At 53.6% G+C, this 23,482-nt stretch carries 21 protein-coding genes, 3 tRNA genes and 2 other RNA genes; 11 read left to right on the top strand and 15 right to left on the bottom strand.

The features are described from left to right. Nucleotides 1–31 precede the first annotated feature (31 nt). Nucleotides 32–499 (top strand): DUF1348 family protein, encoded by a 468-nt coding sequence (locus FCL49_RS12395; RefSeq protein WP_174353836.1) that lies wholly within the window; start codon nucleotides 32–34, stop codon nucleotides 497–499. 6 nt (nucleotides 500–505) lie between these two features. Here FCL49_RS12395 and FCL49_RS12390 read toward each other — a convergent pair whose 3' ends face one another. Then, the gene (locus tag FCL49_RS12390) at nucleotides 506–1,408 is read right to left on the bottom strand and encodes a LysR family transcriptional regulator (RefSeq protein ID WP_174353835.1); all 903 of its coding nucleotides are present in this window, start codon (nucleotides 1,406–1,408) and stop codon (nucleotides 506–508) included. 79 nt (nucleotides 1,409–1,487) lie between these two features. Here FCL49_RS12390 and blaSPR point away from each other — a divergent pair, with 79 nt between their 5' ends. Beyond that, complete coding sequence (gene blaSPR / locus FCL49_RS12385; RefSeq protein ID WP_174353834.1) at nucleotides 1,488–2,378, top strand: SPR family subclass B3 metallo-beta-lactamase; 891 nt, start codon at nucleotides 1,488–1,490, stop codon at nucleotides 2,376–2,378. Nucleotides 2,379–2,440: 62 nt separating this feature from the next. On the opposite strand, the gene FCL49_RS12380 is transcribed toward blaSPR, so the two are convergent. After that, complete coding sequence (locus FCL49_RS12380; RefSeq protein WP_261419206.1) at nucleotides 2,441–2,881, bottom strand: DUF2946 domain-containing protein; 441 nt, start codon at nucleotides 2,879–2,881, stop codon at nucleotides 2,441–2,443. A gap of 169 nt (nucleotides 2,882–3,050) precedes the next feature. Between FCL49_RS12380 and FCL49_RS12375 the strand changes: the two genes are divergently transcribed. The 5 genes from FCL49_RS12375 (at nucleotide 3,051) to FCL49_RS12355 (ending at nucleotide 5,547) form a co-directional block, all read left to right on the top strand. Next, nucleotides 3,051–4,463, top strand: a complete 1,413-nt coding sequence (locus FCL49_RS12375; RefSeq protein ID WP_174353833.1) for a PepSY-associated TM helix domain-containing protein — start codon at nucleotides 3,051–3,053, stop codon at nucleotides 4,461–4,463. Between the two features lie 67 nt (nucleotides 4,464–4,530). Beyond that, nucleotides 4,531–4,860 carry an osmotically-inducible lipoprotein OsmE gene (gene osmE, locus FCL49_RS12370; RefSeq protein WP_017893458.1) on the top strand — a complete coding sequence of 110 codons (330 nt, stop codon included), beginning with the start codon at nucleotides 4,531–4,533 and terminating at the stop codon, nucleotides 4,858–4,860. A 156-nt stretch (nucleotides 4,861–5,016) separates the two neighbouring features. Beyond that, a tRNA-Ser gene (locus FCL49_RS12365) sits at nucleotides 5,017–5,104 on the top strand. Nucleotides 5,105–5,110: 6 nt separating this feature from the next. Next, a tRNA-Thr gene (locus FCL49_RS12360) sits at nucleotides 5,111–5,186 on the top strand. A gap of 154 nt (nucleotides 5,187–5,340) precedes the next feature. Beyond that, nucleotides 5,341–5,547, top strand: coding sequence for a DUF2767 family protein (locus tag FCL49_RS12355; RefSeq protein ID WP_153859701.1), 207 nt, complete (start codon nucleotides 5,341–5,343; stop codon nucleotides 5,545–5,547). Nucleotides 5,548–5,845: 298 nt separating this feature from the next. On the opposite strand, the gene FCL49_RS12350 is transcribed toward FCL49_RS12355, so the two are convergent. The 5 genes from FCL49_RS12350 to FCL49_RS12330 all read right to left on the bottom strand — a co-directional run bounded on the left by FCL49_RS12350 (nucleotide 5,846) and on the right by FCL49_RS12330 (nucleotide 8,287). Next, a non-coding RNA gene (locus tag FCL49_RS12350) (RtT sRNA) lies at nucleotides 5,846–5,975 on the bottom strand. Nucleotides 5,976–5,979: 4 nt separating this feature from the next. Continuing rightward, a non-coding RNA gene (locus tag FCL49_RS12345) (RtT sRNA) lies at nucleotides 5,980–6,109 on the bottom strand. A 4-nt stretch (nucleotides 6,110–6,113) separates the two neighbouring features. After that, a tRNA-Pro gene (locus FCL49_RS12340) sits at nucleotides 6,114–6,190 on the bottom strand. Nucleotides 6,191–6,268: 78 nt separating this feature from the next. After that, entirely contained in the window at nucleotides 6,269–8,050 is a 1,782-nt protein-coding gene (yejM, locus tag FCL49_RS12335; protein WP_174353832.1) for an LPS biosynthesis-modulating metalloenzyme YejM, read from the bottom strand. 9 nt (nucleotides 8,051–8,059) lie between these two features. Continuing rightward, nucleotides 8,060–8,287 (bottom strand): YejL family protein, encoded by a 228-nt coding sequence (locus FCL49_RS12330; protein ID WP_017893455.1) that lies wholly within the window; start codon nucleotides 8,285–8,287, stop codon nucleotides 8,060–8,062. Nucleotides 8,288–8,567: 280 nt separating this feature from the next. Here FCL49_RS12330 and yejK point away from each other — a divergent pair, with 280 nt between their 5' ends. Further along, the gene (yejK, locus tag FCL49_RS12325; RefSeq protein WP_130381454.1) at nucleotides 8,568–9,578 is read left to right on the top strand and encodes a nucleoid-associated protein YejK; all 1,011 of its coding nucleotides are present in this window, start codon (nucleotides 8,568–8,570) and stop codon (nucleotides 9,576–9,578) included. Nucleotides 9,579–9,662: 84 nt separating this feature from the next. On the opposite strand, the gene rplY is transcribed toward yejK, so the two are convergent. After that, nucleotides 9,663–9,947, bottom strand: a complete 285-nt coding sequence (rplY, locus tag FCL49_RS12320; protein WP_085117681.1) for a 50S ribosomal protein L25 — start codon at nucleotides 9,945–9,947, stop codon at nucleotides 9,663–9,665. A gap of 206 nt (nucleotides 9,948–10,153) precedes the next feature. Continuing rightward, on the bottom strand, nucleotides 10,154–11,911 hold the full coding sequence (locus FCL49_RS12315; protein WP_174353831.1) for a DEAD/DEAH box helicase: 1,758 nt from the start codon (nucleotides 11,909–11,911) through the stop codon (nucleotides 10,154–10,156). Between the two features lie 309 nt (nucleotides 11,912–12,220). Between FCL49_RS12315 and rsuA the strand changes: the two genes are divergently transcribed. The 3 genes from rsuA to FCL49_RS12300 all read left to right on the top strand — a co-directional run bounded on the left by rsuA (nucleotide 12,221) and on the right by FCL49_RS12300 (nucleotide 15,132). Further along, nucleotides 12,221–12,934, top strand: coding sequence for a 16S rRNA pseudouridine(516) synthase RsuA (gene rsuA, locus FCL49_RS12310; RefSeq protein ID WP_174353830.1), 714 nt, complete (start codon nucleotides 12,221–12,223; stop codon nucleotides 12,932–12,934). A gap of 39 nt (nucleotides 12,935–12,973) precedes the next feature. Next, nucleotides 12,974–14,182, top strand: coding sequence for a Bcr/CflA family multidrug efflux MFS transporter (locus FCL49_RS12305; protein WP_129939562.1), 1,209 nt, complete (start codon nucleotides 12,974–12,976; stop codon nucleotides 14,180–14,182). Between the two features lie 605 nt (nucleotides 14,183–14,787). Next, nucleotides 14,788–15,132, top strand: coding sequence for a YejG family protein (locus FCL49_RS12300; protein ID WP_135317298.1), 345 nt, complete (start codon nucleotides 14,788–14,790; stop codon nucleotides 15,130–15,132). 9 nt (nucleotides 15,133–15,141) lie between these two features. Here FCL49_RS12300 and yejF read toward each other — a convergent pair whose 3' ends face one another. The 6 genes from yejF to mepS all read right to left on the bottom strand — a co-directional run bounded on the left by yejF (nucleotide 15,142) and on the right by mepS (nucleotide 23,266). After that, a complete protein-coding gene (yejF, locus tag FCL49_RS12295; protein ID WP_174353828.1) occupies nucleotides 15,142–16,734 on the bottom strand; it encodes a microcin C ABC transporter ATP-binding protein YejF in 1,593 nt (530 codons plus the stop codon). Between the two features lies 1 nt (nucleotide 16,735). After that, on the bottom strand, nucleotides 16,736–17,761 hold the full coding sequence (locus FCL49_RS12290; protein WP_174353827.1) for an ABC transporter permease: 1,026 nt from the start codon (nucleotides 17,759–17,761) through the stop codon (nucleotides 16,736–16,738). Then, nucleotides 17,758–18,852 (bottom strand): microcin C ABC transporter permease YejB, encoded by a 1,095-nt coding sequence (locus FCL49_RS12285; protein ID WP_174353826.1) that lies wholly within the window; start codon nucleotides 18,850–18,852, stop codon nucleotides 17,758–17,760. The genes FCL49_RS12290 and FCL49_RS12285 overlap by 4 nt, the downstream gene beginning before the upstream one ends. A gap of 10 nt (nucleotides 18,853–18,862) precedes the next feature. After that, on the bottom strand, nucleotides 18,863–20,671 hold the full coding sequence (locus FCL49_RS12280; protein ID WP_174353825.1) for an extracellular solute-binding protein: 1,809 nt from the start codon (nucleotides 20,669–20,671) through the stop codon (nucleotides 18,863–18,865). Nucleotides 20,672–20,760: 89 nt separating this feature from the next. Beyond that, on the bottom strand, nucleotides 20,761–22,347 hold the full coding sequence (locus FCL49_RS12275; protein WP_174353824.1) for a cyclic di-GMP phosphodiesterase: 1,587 nt from the start codon (nucleotides 22,345–22,347) through the stop codon (nucleotides 20,761–20,763). Between the two features lie 343 nt (nucleotides 22,348–22,690). After that, nucleotides 22,691–23,266, bottom strand: coding sequence for a bifunctional murein DD-endopeptidase/murein LD-carboxypeptidase (gene mepS / locus FCL49_RS12270; RefSeq protein WP_135317292.1), 576 nt, complete (start codon nucleotides 23,264–23,266; stop codon nucleotides 22,691–22,693). Nucleotides 23,267–23,482 lie beyond the last annotated feature (216 nt).

The raw sequence follows: 23,482 nt of genomic DNA, 5'->3' as shown, positions 1-23,482 counted from the left end.
CTACTTAATCATAACCCAGCAGAGGTGAGCTATGAGCATTAAACCCCCACTCCCACCGTTTACCCGTGAGTCGGCGATTGAGAAAGTCCGTCTGGCGGAAGATGCCTGGAACAGTCGCGATCCTGAGCGAGTCTCGCAGGTCTATTCCGTGGATACCCACTGGCGTAACCGTGCGGAGTTTGTTGATGGCCGCGAGGCCGTTTGCGCATTCCTGCAGCGTAAATGGGCTAAAGAACTGGAGTACCGGCTGATTAAAGAGTTATGGGCATTTGATGGGGCGCGTATCGCGGTGCGTTTTGCCTATGAATGGCGTGATGACTCGGGCAACTGGTACCGTAGCTTTGGCAACGAGAATTGGGAGTTTAACCCGGACGGTCTGATGATTAACCGGCACGCCTGTATCAACGACATGCCGATCCGCGAACAGGACCGGAAATTCCACTGGCCGCTTGGCCGCCGCCCGGATGATATTGCGACATTGAGTGAATTCGGCTTCTAATGGACGTTACTGATAATGGGGCCGCAGTTGTGCATGAAGCGTGGAGATCAGCCGTTTCTTCCACTCAATTTCCCCCTGTCGATAGTGCGAAAACAGATGGCCAATCGCCAGATTGTCCAGGATGGGCAGGGTGTATAACCCCTGTTTATCCGGTTGTGCGCTGAACCAGGGGAGCGGAACGACGGCCATCAGAGGAGCTGCCCGTAACGCTGACGGCAACTGGGCATAATCAGCGCAGCTGAGCTGGATCCTGCGCTGCAACCCCTGACGCTCCAACTGGCGATCAAGCTCATTTTCCGCCTGTGGCCAGGGGTGACAGTAATAGTGCGCATAGTCTGCCAGTTCGCGGAAGGTCAACCCATTCTTGTGCTGCAACGCCTGATGCAATGGCGGCCCGAATACCGCAACCAGGCGAGTACTGCCAATGAGTTCATAGCGCAGTGCGCTGGTGCGTTGTTGATGGTCGCCGACCGCGATCACCATATCAATACTGCCTTCCAGCAGTTCATTGCGCCAGGAACGGCGCTCAAAGTTCAGGCATCGGATATCTGCATTGGCGAGAGTGCTTTTTTGTGCCAGCAATGGCACCAGGATGGGATGTAGTGCCGGCGGTGCGACCAGCGTGAAATAGCGCGGTGCATCTTGCACGTGGCCAAACAACTCACTGTCCAGCGAAGAGAACAACGGCGTCAGTTTTTCTTTAAGCGACAAGGCAAACAGAGTCGGTACCTGGCGATGCCCTTCACGGCGAAATAAAGGCTCATCCAGTACTTCACGCAGGCGAGCCAACGCATGGCTGACTGCCGAGGTACTGATACCCAGCCTGTCAGCCGTTTTCTGACTGGAACCGGTACTGGTCAACAGGTAGAGCACTTTCAGCAGATTCATGTCCATTTGCAAAATATTCATTTATGACCTTTTTAATTGAATACCTTTCAATATTACGCTGAGTATACTTCAGCCCCGTTTACCTCCATAGAATTGGATCATGAAGAAAAATATTGGTTATCTGGCGGCTATGACGCTTGGACTGTGTTTCAACGCTCAGGCACAGCTTAACCCGGCACAACCGTTATCCAGCGCGCCGCCGTATTCATTGTTTGAACAGTGGGCGCAGCCGGTCGCACCATTCCAAATGTTCCCGCATGTTTATTACGTTGGTACCCGTAACCTTTCATCTGTGCTGCTGAGTACGCCGGAAGGCTTGATTCTGATCGATGCCGCGTTGGATGCCAGCGCTCCGACAATAAGAGCACACATTGAAGCATTGGGTTTCAATATCAAGGATCTGCGCTATATCCTCAACAGTCATGCACGTCTTGATCAGGCGGGGGGGATTGCACGCATCAAAGCCTGGAGTGGGGCAAAGGTTGTCGCCAGTGCCGCCAATGCAAAGCAACTGGCATTGGGGGGTAAGCAGGATTTCGCTTTGGGAGATGCATTGAGTTTCCCGCCAGTGAAGGCCGACATTATTGTTGGAGAGGGGGACAGCATTACTCTGGGCGGGCTAAAGTTAACGGCCCTGATGACGCCGGGCCATTTGCCGGGAGCCACTTCATGGCTGACGACGCTGCATCAGGGGGGGCAAAGCTACCGGCTGGTGTACGCAGACAGTCTGGCAACGCCGGATTACTACCTGATTGATAACAAGAACTACCCCAATCTGGTCGAGGATATGCGCAGCAGCTTCCTCCGCCTGGCGCAGCAGCGGGCGGATATTTTTATCGCCAACAAGGGAACACGTTTTGGGCTGGAAAATAAAATGGCACGGCTACAAGCAGGCGATCTGGATGCTTTTGTCGATCGTCAGGGATTACAGCGCTATGTGGAACAATCACAACAAATATTTGAGGCTCAGTTAATAAAACAAGATAATTAAAATCATTCCGGTTGTTTACTTCAGACGTAATTAGTCCTGCCAAAATAAATAAGGCATAAAAATTAGAACTGCTTAACAAAGAAATAAAGTAAGGGCGGGGCTCGAGTTTGATAAGGAGGAAATGGGGGTAAGGAAATGATTTTATAAATGACAGAAATAAGCGTAGGAGCACGTTGAAGATCGAGTGTCACTACCACTGCCGGTAACTCGACTAACGGCGGGGTATGGTTAAACAGGCCACAGTAACCGCAAAAATCAAAACAGGCGCCTGCCGCCATATCTGCCATGTTATGGCCTGCAGGCGTGGTGTTTTCTGCCGCATGGTGCATTGTCACCATAGATCCGGCGTGCTCCTCGCCCATTGGCATGTTCGCCATCATCTCTTTGTTATTAATATTATTTATTTCGAGCTGTGTGGAGATGGGCGGTGCGATGAAAATCATCAGCATAGCGAACAGGCCCAGCCAGGCGAGTGTGCGCATATGTTGAATTGACAGTTTCACCAGCGGGCGTCTTCCAAAGTCAGAGAGTAAAGGAATGATAATGTCGGCGATTGTACCGCTATTGTAACATTAATGAGAATTAAGCTAAACAGAGAAGAAATCTGTTTGTTAAATGAATATAAATCGGGTAGATTTCGAAGTTATTCATTTTGATCACGGATGACTTATTATGTCTGAGCGCATTTCTGTGCTGCCTGCCGCTGCGCAGAATATTAATCAGCAGGTCACTACCCGCAGCTGGTTTATTCCGTTGATGATGCGGATTCATTTTTATATTGGACTGTTTGTCGGGCCGTTTTTACTTGTTGCAGCATTGAGCGGGATATTTTATGCCCTGACACCGCAAATTGAATCTCGTCTGTATGCTCAGCAGTTGTATAACGGCAGCACCGGGCCGGCACTGCCATTAAAGCAGCAAATCATTGCCGCTCAGGCGGTTGCCCCGTTAAAAGCCAGACTTTCAGCGGTGCGGCCGTCTGCAGCCGAAGGCGAAAATACCCGGGTGTTATTTAACGTTTCCGGGCTGCAGGATTCAGAACGTGTCGCGGTGTTTGTCGATCCGGTAACGGCGCAAACGCACGGTGCCATGGTGGTTTATGGTACCAGCGGTGTATTACCGTTGCGTACCTGGCTGGACCAATTCCACCGCAGCCTGTTACTGGGGGACATCGGGCGCAACTACAGTGAACTGGCTGCGTCCTGGCTGTGGGTTGCGGCGCTTGGCGGGTTAATCCTCTGGGGGGCTCGCAAGCGCAAGCAGGTGACAGGAGTTCGTGGCAGTTTGCGTTGGCTGCATGAGAAGAGCGGCGTGCTGCTGTTCATTGGTCTGCTGTTTTTTTCCGCCACCGGGCTGACCTGGTCACAGTGGGCCGGTGAGAATATCAGCGTGTTGCGCCAGCAGTTGGGTTGGGCGACCCCTTCACTGTCGACGGCTTTGGGTAAACAGGACGCACTGCCCGTGGGCGAGCATGCGGAACATCAACGGCATATGATGCCGATGGCCATGGCGGATTCTCCTCAGGATGCCGCGATATATGACAAGGTGCTGGCTGAAGCACGACAGGCCGGTATCGATGCCGCGAAGGTTGAAATCAAGCAGCCAGCGACGGCGGGGCAGGCCTGGGCGGTGATGGAAATTGATCGCCGTTGGCCGACACAGGTTGACGCTGTGGCTATCGACCCTGCGACCATGGCGATTGTCAGTCGCGTTAGCTTCGAACACTACCCGCTGGCAGCAAAATTGACCCGTTGGGGCATCGATCTGCATATGGGAGTGCTGTTTGGCCTGGCCAATGAACTGGTGCTGGTGGTCTTTGCCGCCGGCCTGGTATCGATGGTCGTTATGGGATACCTGATGTGGTGGCGTGGTCGCACAACGCGAGTGCTGCGCAAACCGCTGCGGTCACCCTTTATGCTGCTGCGTAAAACACCCAAAGGGCCACTGCTATTGATTGTCAGCCTCACATTGCTACTGGGATCCTGTTTGCCGATGATGGGCATCAGCTTGTTGGCATTTTTACTGTGCGATTGGCTTTGCTGTCTGGCACTGCGGCGGCGAGAAACGCACCTATCGACAAAGTGAAATTTGTAGAAAAGCCTTCGCTCTTCTAGACTTAGAGTACAACAAACGTACTCCAAGAGGACAAACCATGACGAATAAGCTGGTTTTAGCTATTTGCACCGCAGCGACTTTCACCCTTCTTGCCGGTTGTACGGCTTATGACCGGGCCGCCAGTTACGTAGATGAGCCGGTAGTCAGTGACGTAAAAGTGGGGATGACCAAACAGCAGGTACGGGCAATTGCCGGGCCACCGTCAACTACAGCTACTCTGGTTCATGCCCAGGGTACCTGTGACACCTATGCGGTAGCGCCACGTGACGGAAAGGTACAAACCTATTTTGTCAGCTACAGCGATACAGGCCATGTGATGAACAAAGGTTATCAGACCTGTTCAGACTACGACTCTCAGCCTAAATAACGGCTGTTATGTTGAGCAATCCGACCCCGCCTTGGCGGGGTTTTTCATTTTTTAACCGCCAGTGGCATGAAGTTTAACCAAACGCACTTTTTCCTGCTTTTTTTTGCATGAAACGATAGACATTTCATAACGGTAGCGCTAATATCTGCGCCCATTGGAAGGATGGCCGAGTGGTTTAAGGCAACGGTCTTGAAAACCGTCGAGTGTAACAGCTCCCAGAGTTCGAATCTCTGTCCTTCCGCCAAATTTAGCCGGCTTAGCTCAGTAGGTAGAGCAACTGACTTGTAATCAGTAGGTCACCAGTTCGACTCCGGTAGCCGGCACCATATATAGTTGTACAGACGCTTAATCCCGTCTACGAACCCCAGCAATCTTAACGATCGCTGGGGTTTTTCGTTTTCCGCCCGCGCCGACCGGGTCTTGTAAGGGCATTGTCAGGCGCAAGATGTTAATCTGCATAAATTGCAACCGGAGGTAGTTATGGGCAGCGGCTTCGAAGATTCAAAAGCTTTGTATATCGGCATATGTACGGTGATAGGCGATGCGGTTTTGGTGTTAATTAATGAAGAACGCACCACGGAAAAGGCCGATATCATTGATGTGTTGAAAACGGCAATCACCAGAGAAGGCAGGGATGTCAGTCTGGATGAGGCACGTATACTGGCCGTCGAATGGCTGGAGCGATAGCGCTGAAAGCCCATGCTCGCCGACATTTTCACGAAAACTGACAGTTTGTTGAAAGACAGTGAGTCATGAATGAGCTATAACCAGATAGCGAAAAGATAAGGAGCGTTGGATGAAAAGGGCATTGTTTCTTTTGGTTATTTTAACCCTATCTGGATGTACAGGCTCTTTGGGCTCAATCTTGGGTGTTATTCCGCAAAGTTCCGACATTTGCCCCCAGGGAAAAAACTCAATCACGGGTGAATGCCGTGTTTAAATCATAAAAAAACCAACCGTTAAGGGTTGGTTTTTATGGGTGTTTTGGTCGGCATGAGAGGATTACCAGCATCTTCGATGCTTGCCCTGCGGGCCGTTGCTAAAGCAACGTGATCTCGCTGCGCTCGGTTCAAACCTCCTTCGGAGGCTCTCATCCTTTTAAAAGTAGGTGTTCAAATTTGGTCGGCATGAGAGGATTACCAGCATCTTCGATGCTTGCCCTGCGGGCCGTTGCTAAAGCAACGTGATCTCACTGCGCTCGGTTCAAACCTCCTTCGGAGGCTCTCATCCTTTTAAAAGTAGGTGTTCAAATTTGGTCGGCATGAGAGGATTCGAACCTCCGACCCCCGACACCCCATGACGGTGCGCTACCAGGCTGCGCTACATGCCGACGCTATAGAAAATTATACTACCCGTTCCCAATCTCAAATCAAGAGTTCCCCCAACTGACTGATTGTATTTTAAGCAGTTAATTGGCGATAAAGCGTTTCACATCGGTCAATACCTGTAACAGCAGGGCCAGCTGTGGCTTCTCGTCTTTGATCTCTTTGTCGTTCTTATCGTACGCACGGTAGTTACCGCCGCTATCCAACACCACGGTTTGCGTAGGAGTGGTGATCACTAACAGGCTGTTGTCGCCGGTCGCGACCCAATTATTCCTGCGCTGGGCGGTAAACAGGTCTTCACCCTGTGAATAATCATTAGGATTGGTTTTCACGTGCAGCAAACGTTGCATCAGCGTACGCATCACGTCGTTATGGCCGGTCAGCTTACTGATGGTCTGCGCCGGGGTGCCCGGCCAGTGGATAACCAGCGGTACCTGCAACTGTTGCTGGTTGAAGCTGGTGCCCGCTCCCCAGTAGCCTTTGCCGGTATCATCATATTCAACGCCGTGTTCTGCGGTTATCACCACTACGGTTTTATCCAGAACACCGCGTTCTTTCAGCGTGCTGAGCACCTGAGCAATTTGCGCATCCACATCCTGCGCACCTGCGCGGTAGCGCTGAATAAAATCGGCAGGGGCTGGTGTTTTCTCATTGGCCGCAGGTTCAGCACCACGGAAATTGATATAGGAGAACCACGGACCATTACTGTTTTGGTCAGCCAGCCAGCGTTGCCATTGTTGTGTGGTCGCCGCATCATTTTGCTGTTTTGCTGCCGGCAGCGTGAAGTCGGTCAACAGCGCCTGGCGATACAGGCTGGCGTTAAAGCCGTCAGACGAGAACAAACCAAACTGATAACCCTGGGCGCTGAGTGCACTGACCAGAGCAGAAGGCTTGCGCGCGGCGAGAACGCTGTCCAGATAGGTCGGCGAAATACCGTAGAACAGGCCAAATAGGCCGGTATCCGCATGATTACCGGAGCTGTAGTGATCGCTGAAGCGAACATTTTCCTGCGCGAAACGGGTCAGGGCAGGCATATCCTGTTTCATATCCTGCGCGCGAACACCATCCACCACGATCATCAGCAGGTTATAGCCGCTGCCTTTGTCGCTGTAGCTAAGATCGTTCAACGGATATTCCACCGCAACGGCTTCCGGATTCCCTTGCTGCACCAGGCGGCGTTCATATTCCTGCGAATCGAGCAGGCCGTGTTTCTCAAGGAATTTGCGCGCGGTCATCGGGTACGACAACGGCAGGTTGGCCCGCTGCATGGTGATCGGGCGGTAGAAGTTGGCGTCGGCCCAGATATAAATCAGGTGCGAGGCGAAAAAGGCACTGATAAACAGTGCGGCCAGCGGCTTGCCGAACCTTTGACGGTTCAGACTGCGTAGCTTTTGCCAGCTCCAGGTACCAAACAGCATCTCCACCAGGAAGATAACCGGCACGCAGATAAACATCAGTTGCCAGTCGCGTGCCAGCTCGCTTTGATCCGGGTTGATCACCAGTTCCCACACCACCGGATTAAGGTGAAGGTGGAAATGAGTGAACACTTCACTGTCTACCAGCAATAACGTTAACCCGGCGGTAGCCAGGGCGGCGGAAATAAATCGCAACAGCCGCTGTGACATCACCACAAAGGTGAGCGGGAAAATCACCAGCAGGTAACCGGCGAAAACGATAAAGCTGAAATGCCCCAACAGGCTGACCAGCGCATAAACCCGGCCCAACAAGGAAGAGGGCCAGTCGGTGACAAACAGGTAGCGGCTGCCCAGCCCGAGGGCCAGCAGGATATTGAATAAGGCGAACCAGTGCCCCCAGCTAATCATCTGGGAGACTTTTTCACGATAACGCTGACGGTTTGTCACCATAATTAATTATTAATGCGCTTTATCTTCACGAATAGAAGCTTGCAGAGCTTCTGCAAACGATTTTGCCAATGTTTTCCGCTGCGCGGGAGCCACACTGGTATTGATCAGATTAGTTACCATGTTGCCCAGCACCATCAAAGAAAGATCGGTGGGAGTATGGTGTTTTTCCAGAACATTAACCAGCTCGGAGAGCAGCTGTTCAACGTGTTCGTCACTGTAACGGGATGATTGTGGCATAAAAATTGCGCTCAAAGCCTGACAAAGTCCCATATCTTACCGTATAGGACAGTGATTTTCCGCTCTTTTATCGATTCCCTTTGTCTTTCAAACCGCAGCGTAGCGGGTTGCGCGTGCGGCTCCCGGCACGTTGCCTGAAATCCATCGGTTCTGCCAGCTATTTACCTATTGTATGGGAGCTGGAAATTTATAGAACTCTGGTGATGTAAGTACAGCTTTAAAGTTGCAGGCTGGGGCCTTCAGTGATTGAATACGCGCTCAAAGAACAGGAGGATTTACCATGAGTCTGGATATCGACCAGATCGCTCTGCACCAGTTGGTCAAACGCGATGAGCAAACCTTGGACGTGGTGCTGCGCGATTCACTGCTGCCCACCAATGCCGCGGTTGAAGAGATGATGGAAGAGCTGCATCGTGTCTATAGTGCCAAGAGTAAGGCTTACGGCCTGTTCAATGAAGGCAGTGAGCTGGCGGATGCTTTGCGTACCTGCCGTAAGGAAGATAAGGACTTTCTGGCCTTCAGCCGTGCGGCGACCGGTCGCCTGCGCGATGAGCTGGCCAAGTATCCCTTTGCCGAAGGCGGCGTGGTGCTGTTTGGTCAGTACCGCTACCTGGCGGTGGAGTATTTGCTGATTGCGGTGCTCAATAGCCGCAACAGTTCGCGCGTTAACGAAGAGCTGGATATCAACACCACCCATTATCTGGATATCAACCACGCCGATATCGTGGCGCGCATCGATCTGACCGAGTGGGAAACCAATCCGGAGTCGACCCGTTACCTGACTTTCCTGAAAGGGCGAGTGGGCCGCAAGGTCTCCGATTTCTTTATGGATTTCCTGGCGGCGGCCGAAGGGCTGGACACCAAGGCACAAAACCGGGGTTTGCTGCAGGCGGTAGACGATTACTGCGCCGATGCCCAACTGGACAAGAATGAGCGCCAGTCGGTACGCCAGCAGGTTTACAGCTATTGCAACGAACAGCTGCAGGCCGGCGAAGAAATTGAACTGCAGGAGTTGTCGAAAGAGATCGCGCCCGTGGGCGAGAAAGATTTTCTGCAGTTTTCCAGCGAGCAGGGTTATCAACTGGAAGACAGCTTCCCGGCCGATCGTGGCACGCTGCGTCAGTTGACCAAGTTTGCCGGCAGCGGCGGTGGCATCAGCATGAATTTTGATGCGATGCTGTTGGGTGAACGAATTTTCTGGGATGCGGCTACCGATACGCTAACCATCAGAGGAACGCCACCAAACTTGCGCGACCAGTTACAACGTCGTTTGAACAGCGGCAATAAGTAATTTCACCGGATCGCAGACAATAAAAAACGCCGCAATTGCGGCGTTTTCTACTTCGGCGTCCCGAAAGGTTCGATTTCGTTGCGATTAAACGCGACGGAAGTCGATGTGAGCCAGTTTCGGCTTGAACGGGTGACGCTGTACAGCCTGAACTTTCACTTTGGTTTCTTTACCGTCGATAACCAGAGTTACTGCTTCGCTGTAGAATTCTGGTTTGATTTCCATGTTCTTAACAGAATCATGGTCCAGTTCGATGGAAACTGGAGCTTCTTCGCCACCGTAAACGATAGCTGGGAATTTATTGGCAATACGCAGGCGGCGGCTCGCACCCTTACCCTGGTCTTTACGTACTTCTACATTGATAGTGAACATTGTTTTTTCTCTAAAAAGAAAATTTACCCTGCTACAGGCGACCCAGTAGCAAGTTCGATTTACCCGTTGTCTTCCAAGCCACAGCTTGAAATTCGTAGGATATAACCTGCTTTAGCACCGGGCGAACCCAGGCAAAGCGGGCGGCAGTTTAACGGAAAGCCGTCCGCAGGGCAATGGAAACCTGCCTGATTTGCCGGCTGTCAGGATCAAGACAGCTCGTTGGCACGGCGGAAGCGGCCTTGATAATCGAACACTTTTTCCCGTATCTGCCAGAACTGCCCACGTTTGCGTGCCACCACAAAATCCGGATGGCGCAAGGCCGCTTGCTGGGCCAGCACGTCGGCAGCGGTTTGCCAGGCAAAAGGGACCCCAGGCGCACGCTGATGGGGGCGCAGGAACAGCATTTCGAAGGCTTTGCGCTGCGCCGGGGTCTGTAGCCGGAAACGCTCACTGGTGCTGGTGCCGTCTTCGTCGTAATAGGTGGCTTTCAGCCACTCGCCTTTTTCATCACGGCCGATTTGCAGTTCCATGCCGCCACAGCGCAATACCAAAGCGTCTTTCAACTTCAGCGCTGCTTTCAGCATATCGTCAGGATCGACCAACACCTCCTGACACTGGTGGCAGCGGCGGGCGGCAATGTCATTCTCTGCGCCGCAATGCGGGCAAATTTTGAAGCGGAAGCGGTAGTCGCACTGCTCGCGATGGCCTTCATCATCTTCCAGCCAGCCCTGACAGCGGCGACCGTAGTGTTCGATGATATCGCCGTTCTCGGTGCATTTGCCCCAAAACAGGTTGGCGAAGCCGCAGCCGGGGCAGAACACCTGTACCGGCTGACTGTCGCTGTGTGGCTTGCTGACCCCGACCTCCGGGGTAAACAGGTCGTGCGGGTTGCCGGCGTAGTCGAGGATCAGGCAATCTTCCTTGCCGGGGGCCAGCCGCAGCCCGCGCCCGACGATTTGCTGATACAGGCTGACGGATTCGGTTGGGCGCAGAATAGCGATCAGATCGACATGCGGCGCATCAAAGCCGGTGGTCAGTACCGCCACGTTAACCAGGTAGCGTAACTGCTGTTGTTTGAAAGCCTCAATCAGCGCATCACGCTCGGCGGCGGGCGTTTCGGCGCTGACCAGCGCGGCTTCTCCGGGCGGCAGCAGACCGTGGATCTCACGCGCATGTTCAACGGTGGAGGCGAAAATCATCACCCCCTTACGCGTTTCGGCATATTCGACGATCTGGCTGATGATGTGCGGCGTAATGCGATTTTGCTGTTTCAGCTCACGGTTCAGATCGACTTCGCTGAACAGGCCGTTGCTTCTGGCTTCCAGACGGCTGAAATCATACTGCACAATCGGCATATCCAGCCTTTCCGGCGGCACCAGAAAGCCGTTTTTGATCATGTAGCGCAGCGGCAGTTCATAAATGCAGTCACGAAACAGACTGTTGGCATCGCCACGGGTAAAACCGTGATAGTGATACTGATAAATCCAGCCTTTGCCCAGTCGGTAGGGCGTGGCGGTCAGGCCCAGCAGCCGCAGCTGTGGGTTGGTTTTTTGCAGATGCTGAATAATCTGCTGGTACTGACTGTCGTCATCGTCGCTGATGCGATGGCATTCGTCGATAATCAACAGCGAAAACGCACTGTCAAACAGGGGCAGATTGCGTGCCACCGACTGCACGCTACCGAACACCACCTTGCCGGCGCTGTCTTTTTGCTGCAGCCCGGCGGCAAAGATATCGGCCTCCAGCCCGTAGGCGCGGTATTTGGCGTGGTTTTGCGCCACCAGTTCTTTCACATGGGCCAGCACCAATACCCGGCCACGTGCGCGCTTCGCCAGCTCGGCGATCACCAGGCTTTTACCGGCCCCGGTCGGCAACACGATCAGCGCCGGTTGCGGGTGCTGACGGAAATGTTTGATGGTGGCTTCGACCGCTTCCAGTTGGTAGGGGCGTAGAGTAAAGGCCATAAATTAACGCCGTGGGTTGAGAAGGGCCGCCGGGAACAGGTTTTGTAACATCTGCTCCCACAAAAACCGTGACATTTTACTCCCCTGATGGCTAAAAAATTTCTATTATTATGCCTTCTGAGCACCGATGGTGCGAGAAGCGTGGAAATTACCTCTGTCAGGGGGCCGTTTCCATCGCTATACTTGCGTGACAGTAATCGCTGTTTCCCCCTCTTCGAACCTGCCCTGTTGCACCTGGTGTAACGGTGGGTGTCATATTTTAGCAATACGATCAATGCGATCATAACAACGACAGGCAAAGCAGATTCAATGCGACTGGACAAGTTTTTATCTCAGCAGTTAGGTGTTAGCCGTGCGCTGGTAGCGCGTGAACTTCGGGCAAAACGCGTCACCGTAGACGGTGAAGTGGTGAAGAGCGGGGCACTGAAACTGACTCCGGAGCAGGAGGTGACCTTTGACGGCAACCCACTGCAACGCCAAAACGGCCCGCGCTATTTTATGCTCAACAAACCGCAGGGTTACGTTTGCTCTACGGACGATCCCGATCATCCGACGGTGCTGTATTTCCTCGATGAGCCGGTGGCCTACAAGCTGCACGCCGCCGGTCGCCTGGATATCGATACCACCGGTCTGGTGCTGATGACCGACGACGGCCAATGGTCGCACCGTATCACCTCACCCAAGCATCACTGTGAGAAAACCTATCTGGTGACGCTGGAGCATCCGCTGGCGGACGATACCGCGCAGCAATTTGCCGAAGGCGTGCAGTTGCATAACGAAAAAGATCTGACCCGGCCTGCGCAACTGGAACAAATTGAAGACAAGCTGGTGCGCCTGACCATCAGCGAAGGGCGTTATCACCAGGTGAAACGCATGTTCGCAGCGGTCGGCAACCGGGTTCTCGAGCTGCATCGCGAACGTATTGGTGCCATCGTGATGGATGAGGATCTGGCAGAGGGCGAATATCGTCCGCTGACGGAAGAAGAAATCGCCAGCGTCGGTGCCCCGCACCTGCAAGATTAATTCATTACAAGACTACGGCTGATGAAGGAGTCGTCGAACGTGTTACAGAACCGGTCATCTCACCTCGGTTTGATTTTTATTCTGGGCCTGCTTTCCATGCTGATGCCGCTGGCTATCGACATGTACCTGCCCAGTATGCCGGTGATTGCCAAACAGTTCGGCGTTGAGTCGGGCAGCGTGCAGATGACGCTCAGCGCCTATATGCTCGGCTTTGCCCTGGGGCAGTTGTTCTACGGACCGATGTCGGACAGCATTGGCCGTAAGCCGGTGATCCTGTGGGGGACGCTGATCTTCGCTATTGCCGGCGGTGCCTGTGCGATGGCGCAGTCGATTGACCAATTGATCAATCTGCGTTTCCTGCATGGGCTGTCGGCGGCGGCGGCCAGCGTAGTGATTAACGCCCTGATGCGCGATATGTTCACCAAGGACGAGTTCTCGCGCATGATGTCGTTTGTCATCCTGGTGATGACCATTGCCCCCTTGCTGGCGCCGATGATTGGTGGCGCGCTGCTGCTGTGGTTCAGTTGGCATGCGATTTTCTGGACCATGGGCGCAGCGGCGCTGATCGGCTCCTTGCTGGTGGCGTTCTTTATTAAAGAGACGCTGCCGAAAGAGCGGCGGCAAAAGTTCCATCTGCGAACCACGCTGGGTAACTTCGCTTCCTTGTTCCGCCATAAGCGCGTGCTGAGCTATATGCTGGCCAGCGCTTTCTCCTTCGCCGGTATGTTCTCGTTCCTCAGCGCCGGGCCGTTCGTGTATATCGAACTGAATCATGTTTCACCGCAGCACTTTGGTTACTATTTTGCGCTGAATATTGTTTTCCTGTTCCTGACCACGCTGGTTAACAGCCGCAATGTACGGCGGTTGGGCGCGATCAAAATGTTCCGTTTGGGGCTGTTTGTTCAGTTGGCGATGGGGCTGTGGTTACTGGCAGTGAGCGCTATTGGCCTGGGGTTCTGGGCGTTGGTGTTGGGCGTGGCGGTTTATCTGGGGTGCATCGCCATGATCTCCTCAAACGCCATGGCGGTGATCCTGGACGATTTCCCGCACATGGCAGGCACGGCGTCTTCACTGGCCGGCACCTTGCGCTTCAGCATCGGTGCGTTGGTGGGGGCGATACTGGCAATGGCGCCCGGCAAGAGTGCCTGGCCGATGGTCTCCTCGATGGCGCTGTGTAGCATTGTTGCGGTGTTGTTCTATCTGTATGCCAGTCGGCCACGACAAAAATCTTCGTCTGATACCCCTTAGTCTTTTCTTCCTGATCCAGGCTCAGCGTCATGTTGGGCCTGGGTGAAATATCCCCTTCGGCCCAAGCCTGCTCTGAAATCCAATGGCAATGAAGACTTTGTTGCTAAACATAAGTGCGCTAATTAAATCCCCTGCGCGCTATCTGTATTCTTTTTGTTAAAAAAATGCTCTGTCTGCTCAGGCAGATAACCCGCCTATCCGTTATTTTCCTGGACTAATACCAGTGGGTAATTTGTTTTAAGGCCATTTATAGTCAATGAGTTAGCTTGGTAGTCACTGTCGTGGCGCGAGGCTAAATGTTTCCTCAATGTAAAATTATGCCGAGCAATAAGTAACCGTATTGCAAGAAAAAAGAGTTGAGATCGCGGCGGGAAAGGGTTACATATAACGCAAAAATGCGAGCTGAGTCGCAAAATGCCGTGAAATGACCCATAGGGCGTCACTAAAACAGCAAGACATCGGCAAGCGCAGGGGGCGAGTTAACCACTTGTGATGTATTTTACATTTAAATAACATTCATAAGGGGCAGAGTCGGGCGTCAACGGCTATAACTTAGTTACCCTGTCAGGTAAAAAGTGCTTCATTTTTCAAACTAGGGATTTCATGTGGAAAGTATCCAACTTTCGGTAGTGCATCGTTTGCCGCAAAGTTATCGTTGGCTATCAGGTTTTACCGGCGTCAAGGTTGAACCGATTCCGCTCAGCGGAATAGACGAAGATAACAACCTGATTGGACTGAAACTGCTCAGCCATGAAGGGGCTGACGCCTGGCAGGTGATGCAACAGCTTAATCTGTCTTTGCAGGAGATCCAGGTCGACTGTGCCATCGTAGAGTGGGAAGGGGAGCCTTGCCTGTTTGTGCATCGCTGCGATGAAAGCGCCACCATGTGTCGGCTAAAAAACGTGGGTGCCGCTATTGCCGAGCCGATGAGCGCTCAATATCCTTTCTGAATCCCGTCGCTAATCCGCCAGCTGTAACAACTGCTGCGTATAAGCGGCGGCCGGCGAGTTAAAGATCGTCTGGCAGTCACCTTGTTCAACCACTTCCCCTTGTCGCAGCACAATCACCTGATGACACAGTGAACGCACCACCTGCAAATCATGGCTGATAAACAGATAGGCCAGCCGGTGGCGTTGTTGCAACGATTTCAGCAACGTCAGGATTTGTGCCTGTACCGATTTATCCAGTGACGAGGTCGGTTCATCGAGGATCAGCAACTGAGGTTGTAAAATCAGCGCACGTGCGATGGCGATGCGTTGGCGCTGACCGCCGGAAAACTCGGTGGGGTAACGGTAGCGCAGGGCGGGATCCAGCCCCACCTCCTGCAATACTTCGATCACCCGCTGCTCTCGCTGCTCAGCGCTCAGTTTCTGGTGTACCTCCAGCCCCTCGGCGATGATTTGCAGCACATTGAGCCGGGGATTCAGCGCGGAGTAGGGATCCTGGAACACAATCTGCATCTGGCTGCGGTACGGCAGCATCTGCTTCATGCTGAACTGGTGCAACGGCTGGCCTTTAAACCACATCGAGCCGTTGGCGTTAAGCAAACGCAGTAATGCCAACCCGGTGGTGCTTTTACCCGAGCCGGATTCTCCCACCAGCCCGACGCTTTCCCCGGCCTTTAGCTCAAAGCTTAAATCTTTCAACGCATAATGCTGACCCACAGTGCGGCGCAGTAAGCCGCGCCTGATTGGGAAACTGACCTGCAGGTTTTCCACCTTCAGCAGCGGGGCGGCGTCAGCCGGCAGCGGCAGCGGATCGCCCACGTTCTCTGCCGCCAGTAATTGTTGGGTATAGGGGTGTTGCGGCCGGCTAAACAGATTGCTCCGGCTGTTTTGCTCAACGCATTGCCCCTGGCGCATAACCGCCACGTTATCCGCCAGGCGGCGCACAATATTCAGGTTATGGGTGATAAACAGCAGTCCCATGCCCATTTCTTGTTTCAATTCTTTCAGCAACAGCAGAATTTGCGCCTGAATGGTGACATCGAGCGCCGTCGTGGGCTCATCGGCAATCAGCAGCTTGGGCTGGGTTAACACCGCCATGGCGATCATCACCCGCTGGCGCTCGCCGCCGGAGAGTTGATGCGGGTAGTCTTTCAACCGACCTTTGGCATTGCGAATACCTACGCGATCCAGACATTGAATAATCTCACCGCGTGCGACGTCACGCCGCATACCGCGATGCAGCGCCAGCACTTCCGCCAGCTGTTTCTCAATGGTATGCAAGGGATTGAGTGACACCATCGGCTCCTGAAAGATCATCGATATCTGGTTGCCGCGCACCTTGCGCAGTTCAGCCTCAGGCGCATGCAGTAACGAACTGCCGTTGAACCGGATATCACCGCCGGTATAGACCACCGGTGGTGAAGGCAGCAGGCGCAGCACCGACAGCGCAGTGACGCTTTTTCCCGAACCGGACTCTCCCACCAGTGCCAGCGTTTCAGCCTTTTCTATCTGCAGTGAAAGCCCGCTGACGACCTGATTGAGTTGCTCACCCTGGCGGAAAGCCACACCGAGATCCTGAATTGAAAGCAAAGGAGTGCTAGCCATATCAATACGCCTTGCTGGGGTCAAAGGCGTCGCGTACCGCTTCGCCAATAAAAATGAGTAAAGACAGCAACACCGCCAACACCAGGAACGCGGTGATGCCGAGCCACGGCGCCTGCAGGTTGTTTTTACCCTGCAGCAACAGTTCGCCGAGCGACGGAGAACCGATCGGCAGGCCAAAGCCCAGGAAGTCGAGGGAGGTCAGGGTAGTGATGGACCCGCACAGGATAAACGGCAAGAAGGTCAGCGTCGCCACCATGGCATTGGGCAGCATATGCCGGTACATAATGACCCGATCCTGTACCCCCATGGCGCGTGCGGCGCGGATGTAGTCGTAGTTACGGGTGCGCAGGAACTCGGCGCGTACCACGCCCACCAGGCTCATCCAGCCAAACAAAATGGTGATGCCGAGCAGCCACCAGAAATTGGGTTGTACGATGCTCGACAGCAGAATAATCAAAAACAGCGTCGGCATACCGGACCACACTTCAATAAAGCGCTGCCCCCACAAGTCCACACGTCCGCCGTAGTAACCCTGTATGGCACCGACACAGACGCCAATTACGCTGGAAAACAGCGTCAGCGCCAGCCCGAACAGCATCGAAATACGAAAGCCATACAGCACGCGGGCCAGTACGTCGCTGCCGTTACCGTCGGTACCCAACAGGTTTTGGCGCGAAGGGGCCGAGGGGAAGGGCACCTCGGTGGCGAAGTTGATGGTGTCGTAACTGAAGCGAATCGGTGGCCAAACTGCCCAGCCGTGGCTGTCGATCTGTTTTATGACGAACGGATCCTGATAGTCGGTGGCGGTATTAAGCTCGCCGCCGAAGGTGGTTTCGCTGTAGTCGATAATAAACGGCAGGTACAGGCTGCCCTGGTAGCGCACCAGTAGCGGCCGGTCGTTGGCGATCAGGTTGGCGCCCAGGCTGAGGATAAACAGCACCAGAAAAATCCACAGCGACCAATAGCCACGGCGGTTGCGGCAAAAACGTGCCCAGCGTGCCTGATTGATCGGGCTTAAGCGACTCATTGGCGGGCCTCGAAATCAATGCGCGGATCGACCAGGGTATAGGTGATATCGCTAAGGATATTCAACAGCAGGCCAATCAGGGTGAAGATATACAGCGTGCCGAACATCACCGGGTAATCGCGCTGCAGGGTGGCGTCATAGCCCAGCAACCCCAGCCCGTTGAGCGAGAACATCACCTCGATCAGCAATGAGCCGGTGAAAAACATGCTGACAAAGGTCGCCGGGAAGCCGGCGATCACCAGCAGCATGGCGTTGCGGAACACGTGGCGGTAAAGGATCTTGTTCTCGTCCAGCCCTTTGGCGCGCGCGGTGACCACATATTGTTTGCGGATCTCATCGAGGAATGAGTTTTTGGTCAGCATGGTCAGGGTGGCGAAGCCACCAATCACCGTCGCCAGCACCGGCAGCGTGATATGCCACAGGTAATCGGTAATCTTGCCATACCACGGCAGGGTATCGAAATTGCTGGAAACCAGACCGCGCAACGGGAACCAGTCGAGGTAGCTGCCACCGGCGAACAGCACGATCATCAAAATCGCGAACAGGAAGGCCGGGATGGCATAGCCGATGATAATCAGGGTGCTGCTCCAGGTATCGAAGGCGCTGCCGTTATGAACGGCTTTACGGATCCCCAGCGGGATCGACACCAGGTAGATAATCAGCGTGCTCCACAGCCCCAGCGTGACGGATACCGGCAGACTATGACCCACCAGTTGCATCACCGATGCGCCGCGGAACAGACTGTCCCCGAAGTCCAGGCGCATGTAGTTCCATAACATGGTGAAATAGCGCTCATGCAACGGTTTGTCGAAGCCATAGCGTTTGGTGATCTCGGCGATCACCTCGGGATCCAGCCCGCGTGAGCCACGGTATTGGCTATCTGTCGCACTGCCGACACCAATACGTGCGTGCCCCAGGCCTTCACCTGAACCGCCACCGCCGAAGCCGCTGCTCTGGCCCATTTCGATAGTGGCAATCGCCTGGTCGACCGGGCCACCGGGAGCGATCTGCACGATAAAAAAGTTAATGGTGATGATCGCCCACAGGGTCGGGATAATCAGCAACAGTCTGCGAATCAGATAAGCCGCCATCGCAGACTCCTTATTGTTGTTGAGCCGGCAAACGCGCCGCCTTGTTAACGTCGAACCACCAGTTATCGAAACCAATCACGTAGGCCGGACGGATCGACGGCGTAGAGAATTTGTCCCAGTAGGCATAGCGGTCGTGGTTGGAATACCACATCGGCAACATATACCTGTTCCAGGTAAGTACCCGATCCAGTGCGCGGCCCAGTGGCAGCAGGGCTTTTTCGTCGCCCTGATGCGCGGCGATCTGCCTGACCAGGCTATCGACGGCTGGATCGGTGACGCCGGGAATATTCCAGCTGGAGTTAATGTATTTGGAGTCCCAGAGCGTCTCAAGACTTGAACCAGGGAACGGCATTGCCATATAAACCGTCGGCATCATATCGAAATCACCGTCGCGCATGCGCTTGGTGAATTGGGATATGTCGATTTCACGGATCTGCATATCAATGCCCAGTCGTTTCAGGTTGTGCTGAAACGGCAAGACGTACTGGAAGTTGCTGCCGCTCAGCAACATCAGTTCGAAGCTGAATGGCTGGCCGGTTTTGCTGTTCACCAGTTGCTGGTTTTTGACTTCCCAACCGGCCTGTTTCAACAACTGAGTCGCTTTCAGCAGGTTTTGCCGATCGTTGCCGCTGCCGTCAGAGGACGGCGGTTGGTAGATACTGGTGAAGACCTCCGCCGGCACCTTGCCCTTCAGCGGGCCCAACAGCGCCAGTTCGGCCGCATCCGGATAGCCGCTGGCCGCGTAGGGGGTGTTTTGGAAATAGCTATTGGTTCGTTGGTAGGCGTTGTAATACAGCGCCTTATTCATCCAGTCGAAATCGAAAGCCAGCGTGAGCGCTTCGCGCACCCGAGGATCGGCGAACAGAGGGCGCCGCATATTGAAGGCCATCCAGCGGGTGTTTTGCGCCGACTGATTGGTTTCATCCTGTTTGATGATGTAGTTACGGGCGAAATTGCCGCCCTGGTACTGGGTCGCCCAGCTTTTTGGCGACCCCTCGATGCGGAAGTCATAGGCACCGGCCTTGAAGGCCTCCAGTGCGACTTTGTCATCCAGATAGTAGTCGTAGCGGATACTGTCGAAGTTAAAGCGGCCGCGGTTGACCGGCAGGTTGGCGGCCCAGTAGTCGCGTACCCGTTGATAGGTAATGTATTGGCCCAGTCGATAACTGGCGATTTTATAGGGGCCGCTGCTCAGTGGCGGGGTGCTCAGTGGCTCGCTTAGCTTATGATCTTTCCAGAAGCTCTGCGGCAAAATGGGCAGGCTGAACAGCCCGAGCAACTTGTCTTTATCCGGCTGTGGAAATTCGATGCGCACCGTCAGGCGTGAGATGGCCTTGACCGATATGCCCTTATACGCCACGCGAAACTGCGGTACGCCTTCGGTCATAAACTTGGTGAAGGTAAAGGCCACGTCGGCGGCGGTGATGGGCGTGCCATCGTGGAAGCGGGCGCGAGCGTTAATATCCACTTCAACCCAGCGCATATCGGCCGGGAAGCGGGCAGATTCGGCAATCAGTGGGTAGTAGCTGCCGATTTCATCGTCTGAGGTAGTGAACAGGCTGTCGTACAGCGCATCGGTACGCTCGCCGGGTACGCCACGTTGCGCATAGCGGTTAAAGTTGTCAAAGGTACCAATCGCCGCCAGTCTAACGTCGCCGCCTTTGGGTGCTGCCGGGTTGACGTAGTCATAATGGCTGAAATCGGTGGCGTATTTCGGCTCACCGAGTTGGGCGAAAGCGTAACTTTCATTGAGGGTTTCGGCCTGCAGGCCAAAACTCAGTGCTGAGAGCACCAGGGCAGCAAAAACGCGCACGGACATCTTGACGGTAAGCTCCTGCTGTTAAGTCGATTAAATCTGGGCCAGCATAGCATTTACTGCCGCTGCGCAGGGTAAAGAAGTTAAAAGATTCAGGTCGTTAGCGTTTGATAATCCATGACACTATGGGCGTTGCAGAAGGCCACAAAGTTATCGATACTCAGCGGCTTGCTGAAATAATACCCCTGCATAAAGTTAACGTCCTGTTCCTGCAGGAAGTGCAACTGTTCGGCGGTTTCCACGCCTTCTGCCACGGTTTGCATTTTCAGCTTCTTGGCCAGTGAAATGACGGCGTCCAGTACCGGGGCGGTGACCGTATCCCGGCCGATAGAGTTGACGAAGCCGCGGTCGATTTTCAGATAATCCATGCTAAAGCGTTCCAGATAGATCAGTGCGCTGTGGCCGGTGCCGAAATCATCGATGGCAATTTCAATGCCTTGCTGATGCAGCCAGTCGAACTCGGCCAGCGCACTGCCTTCTTCCACCATCCCGCGCTCGGTAATTTCAAACACCAGCGTGAAGTAGTTGCCCGGTAACTGCGCCAGTAGTTCGTACACGTCGTGATGGAAGGATGGCGCGCTAAGATGGGAAGGGGAGATATTCAGGCCAAGTTTTGCGCCCTGTGGCAAGGCCGTTGCCAGCCTGGGGGCATCTTCGGCAATCAGGCGGAACAGGTGGCGCGTCAGCGGGACTATCAGGCCTTCGGTTTCGGCATAGGGGATAAACAGATCCGGCGGAATACGTCCTTCGATCGGGTGTTGCCAGCGGATCAACGCTTCCAGCCCGCCAATGGAGCCGGATTGGGTATGAAATACCGGCTGATACTCAATAAAGAACTCATTGCGTTTGATGCCGCGCATCAGTGCGCGTTCCGGGCTTTGGCGCAGCAGCAGCATGTAATAGCACAGCACGCCGATCATTAATGACAGCACCAGACTACCCAGCAGAGTCAGGCGGATATCGTTGGGCGTCAGTTTTTGGTTATAAAACACTATGGTCATCGGGGTGCCGGCGATGGAGATGCGATCGGCTTGCTCGTCCGGTAACTGGTTTACCGGCATCAGATTCTGGCTAAAACTGGTCAGGGCGCGATCGCCAAGGATAATGGCAATACCCTGGGTTTTGTCGGGGCTGGCATTGAACATATGTTGAGGCATCAGGCCGATATCCAGCGTGGCCAGTATCCCGCTATCTTCCTTGCCAGGCTGACGCAGCCAGACCGCGAACGCCGGTTTTCCCGGTACCAGTGGGGTGCCTTGCTGCAACTTGAGATCCAGTCGCTGATTTTGGTCGATTTCCGGATAGATGTTTTTCAGCGCCAGCATCATATCGCCGGTGGCGGATGAGCAATAAGCAAAGCCATTTTTCACCAGCATAAAGGTGCGCACACCGGAATGAAAAGCGGCCTGATAGGTAATCTCCGGTTGGCTGGTCGCACAGGGACGTTCGGTCAGCGGCATCAATTGTCGCATGACTTCCGTTAGATCATTAAAAGTGTCGCTAGTGAATTGTTGGGTGCGCTGCTCAACCACTCTTTGATATTGCGTGCGCTGGTGGCTAATCAAAGAAAGCGTAATAGCCATAAACAGGATAAAAAATACCAGGGCCACGATGCCGCTTTTCGCCAGGCTGCGTCGTCTATGCGAGACGTGGCGTGCAAATGCCCTTTTCAAGCCCATAAATCTGCCCCCTGAGCACGGCGTATCAATTTGTTTTTGTTATAGAGTGACTGGCTAATATATCGCAATGACGGTGTTGTCGTCATTATTCATCGTTTATCTAATGGCTGATAATAGTTTAAATCCGGCATTATCGCTGTTTTCCCATTTGACGATAATAGGTGAATTTTTCATCGTCGGCATAGTTCACTCCAATAATCTTGTGAAATAAAAAGAGGCAATGTTGAAAATACCGTGAATTGATAATGGGGAGAGGGGAGGAGGGTTACGGCGCAAAAAAAACGCTGCCCGGAGGCAGCGTTCTATCGCTCGTTTGGTCTTCAGGACAATCAAGGTTGCACCATCAGCTGCTGGTTAGCACCCGGCGGGCTTCGCGATAACGTTTATTCCAGTAGTTATCGCTCAGTTTCGAAATCATCACGCCGCTGCTGGTAGAGGCATGAACGAATTGATCGTTACCTAAATAGATGCCGACATGGCGTCCGGTAGAGCCGGCGCGGAACAGCACCAGATCGCCAGGACGCAGTTTGGTGCGCAAGATTTTCTTGCCGAGGTCTTCCTGTTCGTAGGTAGAACGAGGTAAGTCCATGCCAAACTGTTCACGGAAGGTGCGCTGTACAAACGCTGAGCAATCGATGCCGCGCTTGGTTTCACCGCCTAAACGGTAGCGAACGCCTTTCCAGTCTGCATACTGATCCATAATTTTTGACTTAACGTCAACGTTACGGACCATTGCTTCGAATTCATCCTGAGAGGCTTGCAGTAAAAGACCATCTTTGTCATTAACTGCACGCATCTCAGTTTGTGCGTTATTCAAGTTCGAAGTGTGTGTCGTGCTACATGCGGAGAGCATTACCGCTGCGGCAATTGCAGGTACTACCCGCAAAAAATATCTCAGAAACGGTTGAGATTTGACCATTGTTATTGTTTTCCCTTGAAGTCCTTAACGACGTCAGTCGCTACCTGAAAAATGCCAAACGGAACGAGACTAATCTGCACCTGCTTTATCGACAATCAGATACCGCTGAAAATGTGCTGGAACGCACACTTTTAGAGGATTTGATGCTGAGTCGAGTTAAACCAGGCACAAACGCATCCGAGATTACCGTAACGGATTGGGGATTGCGAGCCTTTT

The sequence above is a fragment of the Serratia proteamaculans genome (assembly GCF_013337185.1).
Classification (GTDB): Bacteria; Pseudomonadota; Gammaproteobacteria; order Enterobacterales; family Enterobacteriaceae; genus Serratia; species Serratia proteamaculans_D.
The sequence above is the reverse complement of the archived record's forward strand: the minus strand, read 5'-3'. Positions and strand labels throughout refer to the sequence as shown.

What these genes read in the sequence shown, in the direction of transcription:
- FCL49_RS12395 (WP_174353836.1), top strand. Translation starts at nt 32, where the DNA reads ATGAGCATTAAACCCCCACTCCCACCGTTTACCCGTGAGTCGGCGATT.
- FCL49_RS12390 (WP_174353835.1), bottom strand. Translation starts at nt 1,408, where the DNA reads ATGAATATTTTGCAAATGGACATGAATCTGCTGAAAGTGCTCTACCTG.
- blaSPR (WP_174353834.1), top strand. Translation starts at nt 1,488, where the DNA reads ATGAAGAAAAATATTGGTTATCTGGCGGCTATGACGCTTGGACTGTGT.
- FCL49_RS12375 (WP_174353833.1), top strand. Translation starts at nt 3,051, where the DNA reads ATGTCTGAGCGCATTTCTGTGCTGCCTGCCGCTGCGCAGAATATTAAT.
- osmE (WP_017893458.1), top strand. Translation starts at nt 4,531, where the DNA reads ATGACGAATAAGCTGGTTTTAGCTATTTGCACCGCAGCGACTTTCACC.
- FCL49_RS12355 (WP_153859701.1), top strand. Translation starts at nt 5,341, where the DNA reads ATGGGCAGCGGCTTCGAAGATTCAAAAGCTTTGTATATCGGCATATGT.
- yejM (WP_174353832.1), bottom strand. Translation starts at nt 8,050, where the DNA reads ATGGTGACAAACCGTCAGCGTTATCGTGAAAAAGTCTCCCAGATGATT.
- FCL49_RS12330 (WP_017893455.1), bottom strand. Translation starts at nt 8,287, where the DNA reads ATGCCACAATCATCCCGTTACAGTGACGAACACGTTGAACAGCTGCTC.
- yejK (WP_130381454.1), top strand. Translation starts at nt 8,568, where the DNA reads ATGAGTCTGGATATCGACCAGATCGCTCTGCACCAGTTGGTCAAACGC.
- rplY (WP_085117681.1), bottom strand. Translation starts at nt 9,947, where the DNA reads ATGTTCACTATCAATGTAGAAGTACGTAAAGACCAGGGTAAGGGTGCG.
- FCL49_RS12315 (WP_174353831.1), bottom strand. Translation starts at nt 11,911, where the DNA reads ATGGCCTTTACTCTACGCCCCTACCAACTGGAAGCGGTCGAAGCCACC.
- rsuA (WP_174353830.1), top strand. Translation starts at nt 12,221, where the DNA reads ATGCGACTGGACAAGTTTTTATCTCAGCAGTTAGGTGTTAGCCGTGCG.
- yejF (WP_174353828.1), bottom strand. Translation starts at nt 16,734, where the DNA reads ATGGCTAGCACTCCTTTGCTTTCAATTCAGGATCTCGGTGTGGCTTTC.
- FCL49_RS12290 (WP_174353827.1), bottom strand. Translation starts at nt 17,761, where the DNA reads ATGAGTCGCTTAAGCCCGATCAATCAGGCACGCTGGGCACGTTTTTGC.
- FCL49_RS12285 (WP_174353826.1), bottom strand. Translation starts at nt 18,852, where the DNA reads ATGGCGGCTTATCTGATTCGCAGACTGTTGCTGATTATCCCGACCCTG.
- FCL49_RS12280 (WP_174353825.1), bottom strand. Translation starts at nt 20,671, where the DNA reads ATGTCCGTGCGCGTTTTTGCTGCCCTGGTGCTCTCAGCACTGAGTTTT.
- FCL49_RS12275 (WP_174353824.1), bottom strand. Translation starts at nt 22,347, where the DNA reads ATGGGCTTGAAAAGGGCATTTGCACGCCACGTCTCGCATAGACGACGC.
- mepS (WP_135317292.1), bottom strand. Translation starts at nt 23,266, where the DNA reads ATGGTCAAATCTCAACCGTTTCTGAGATATTTTTTGCGGGTAGTACCT.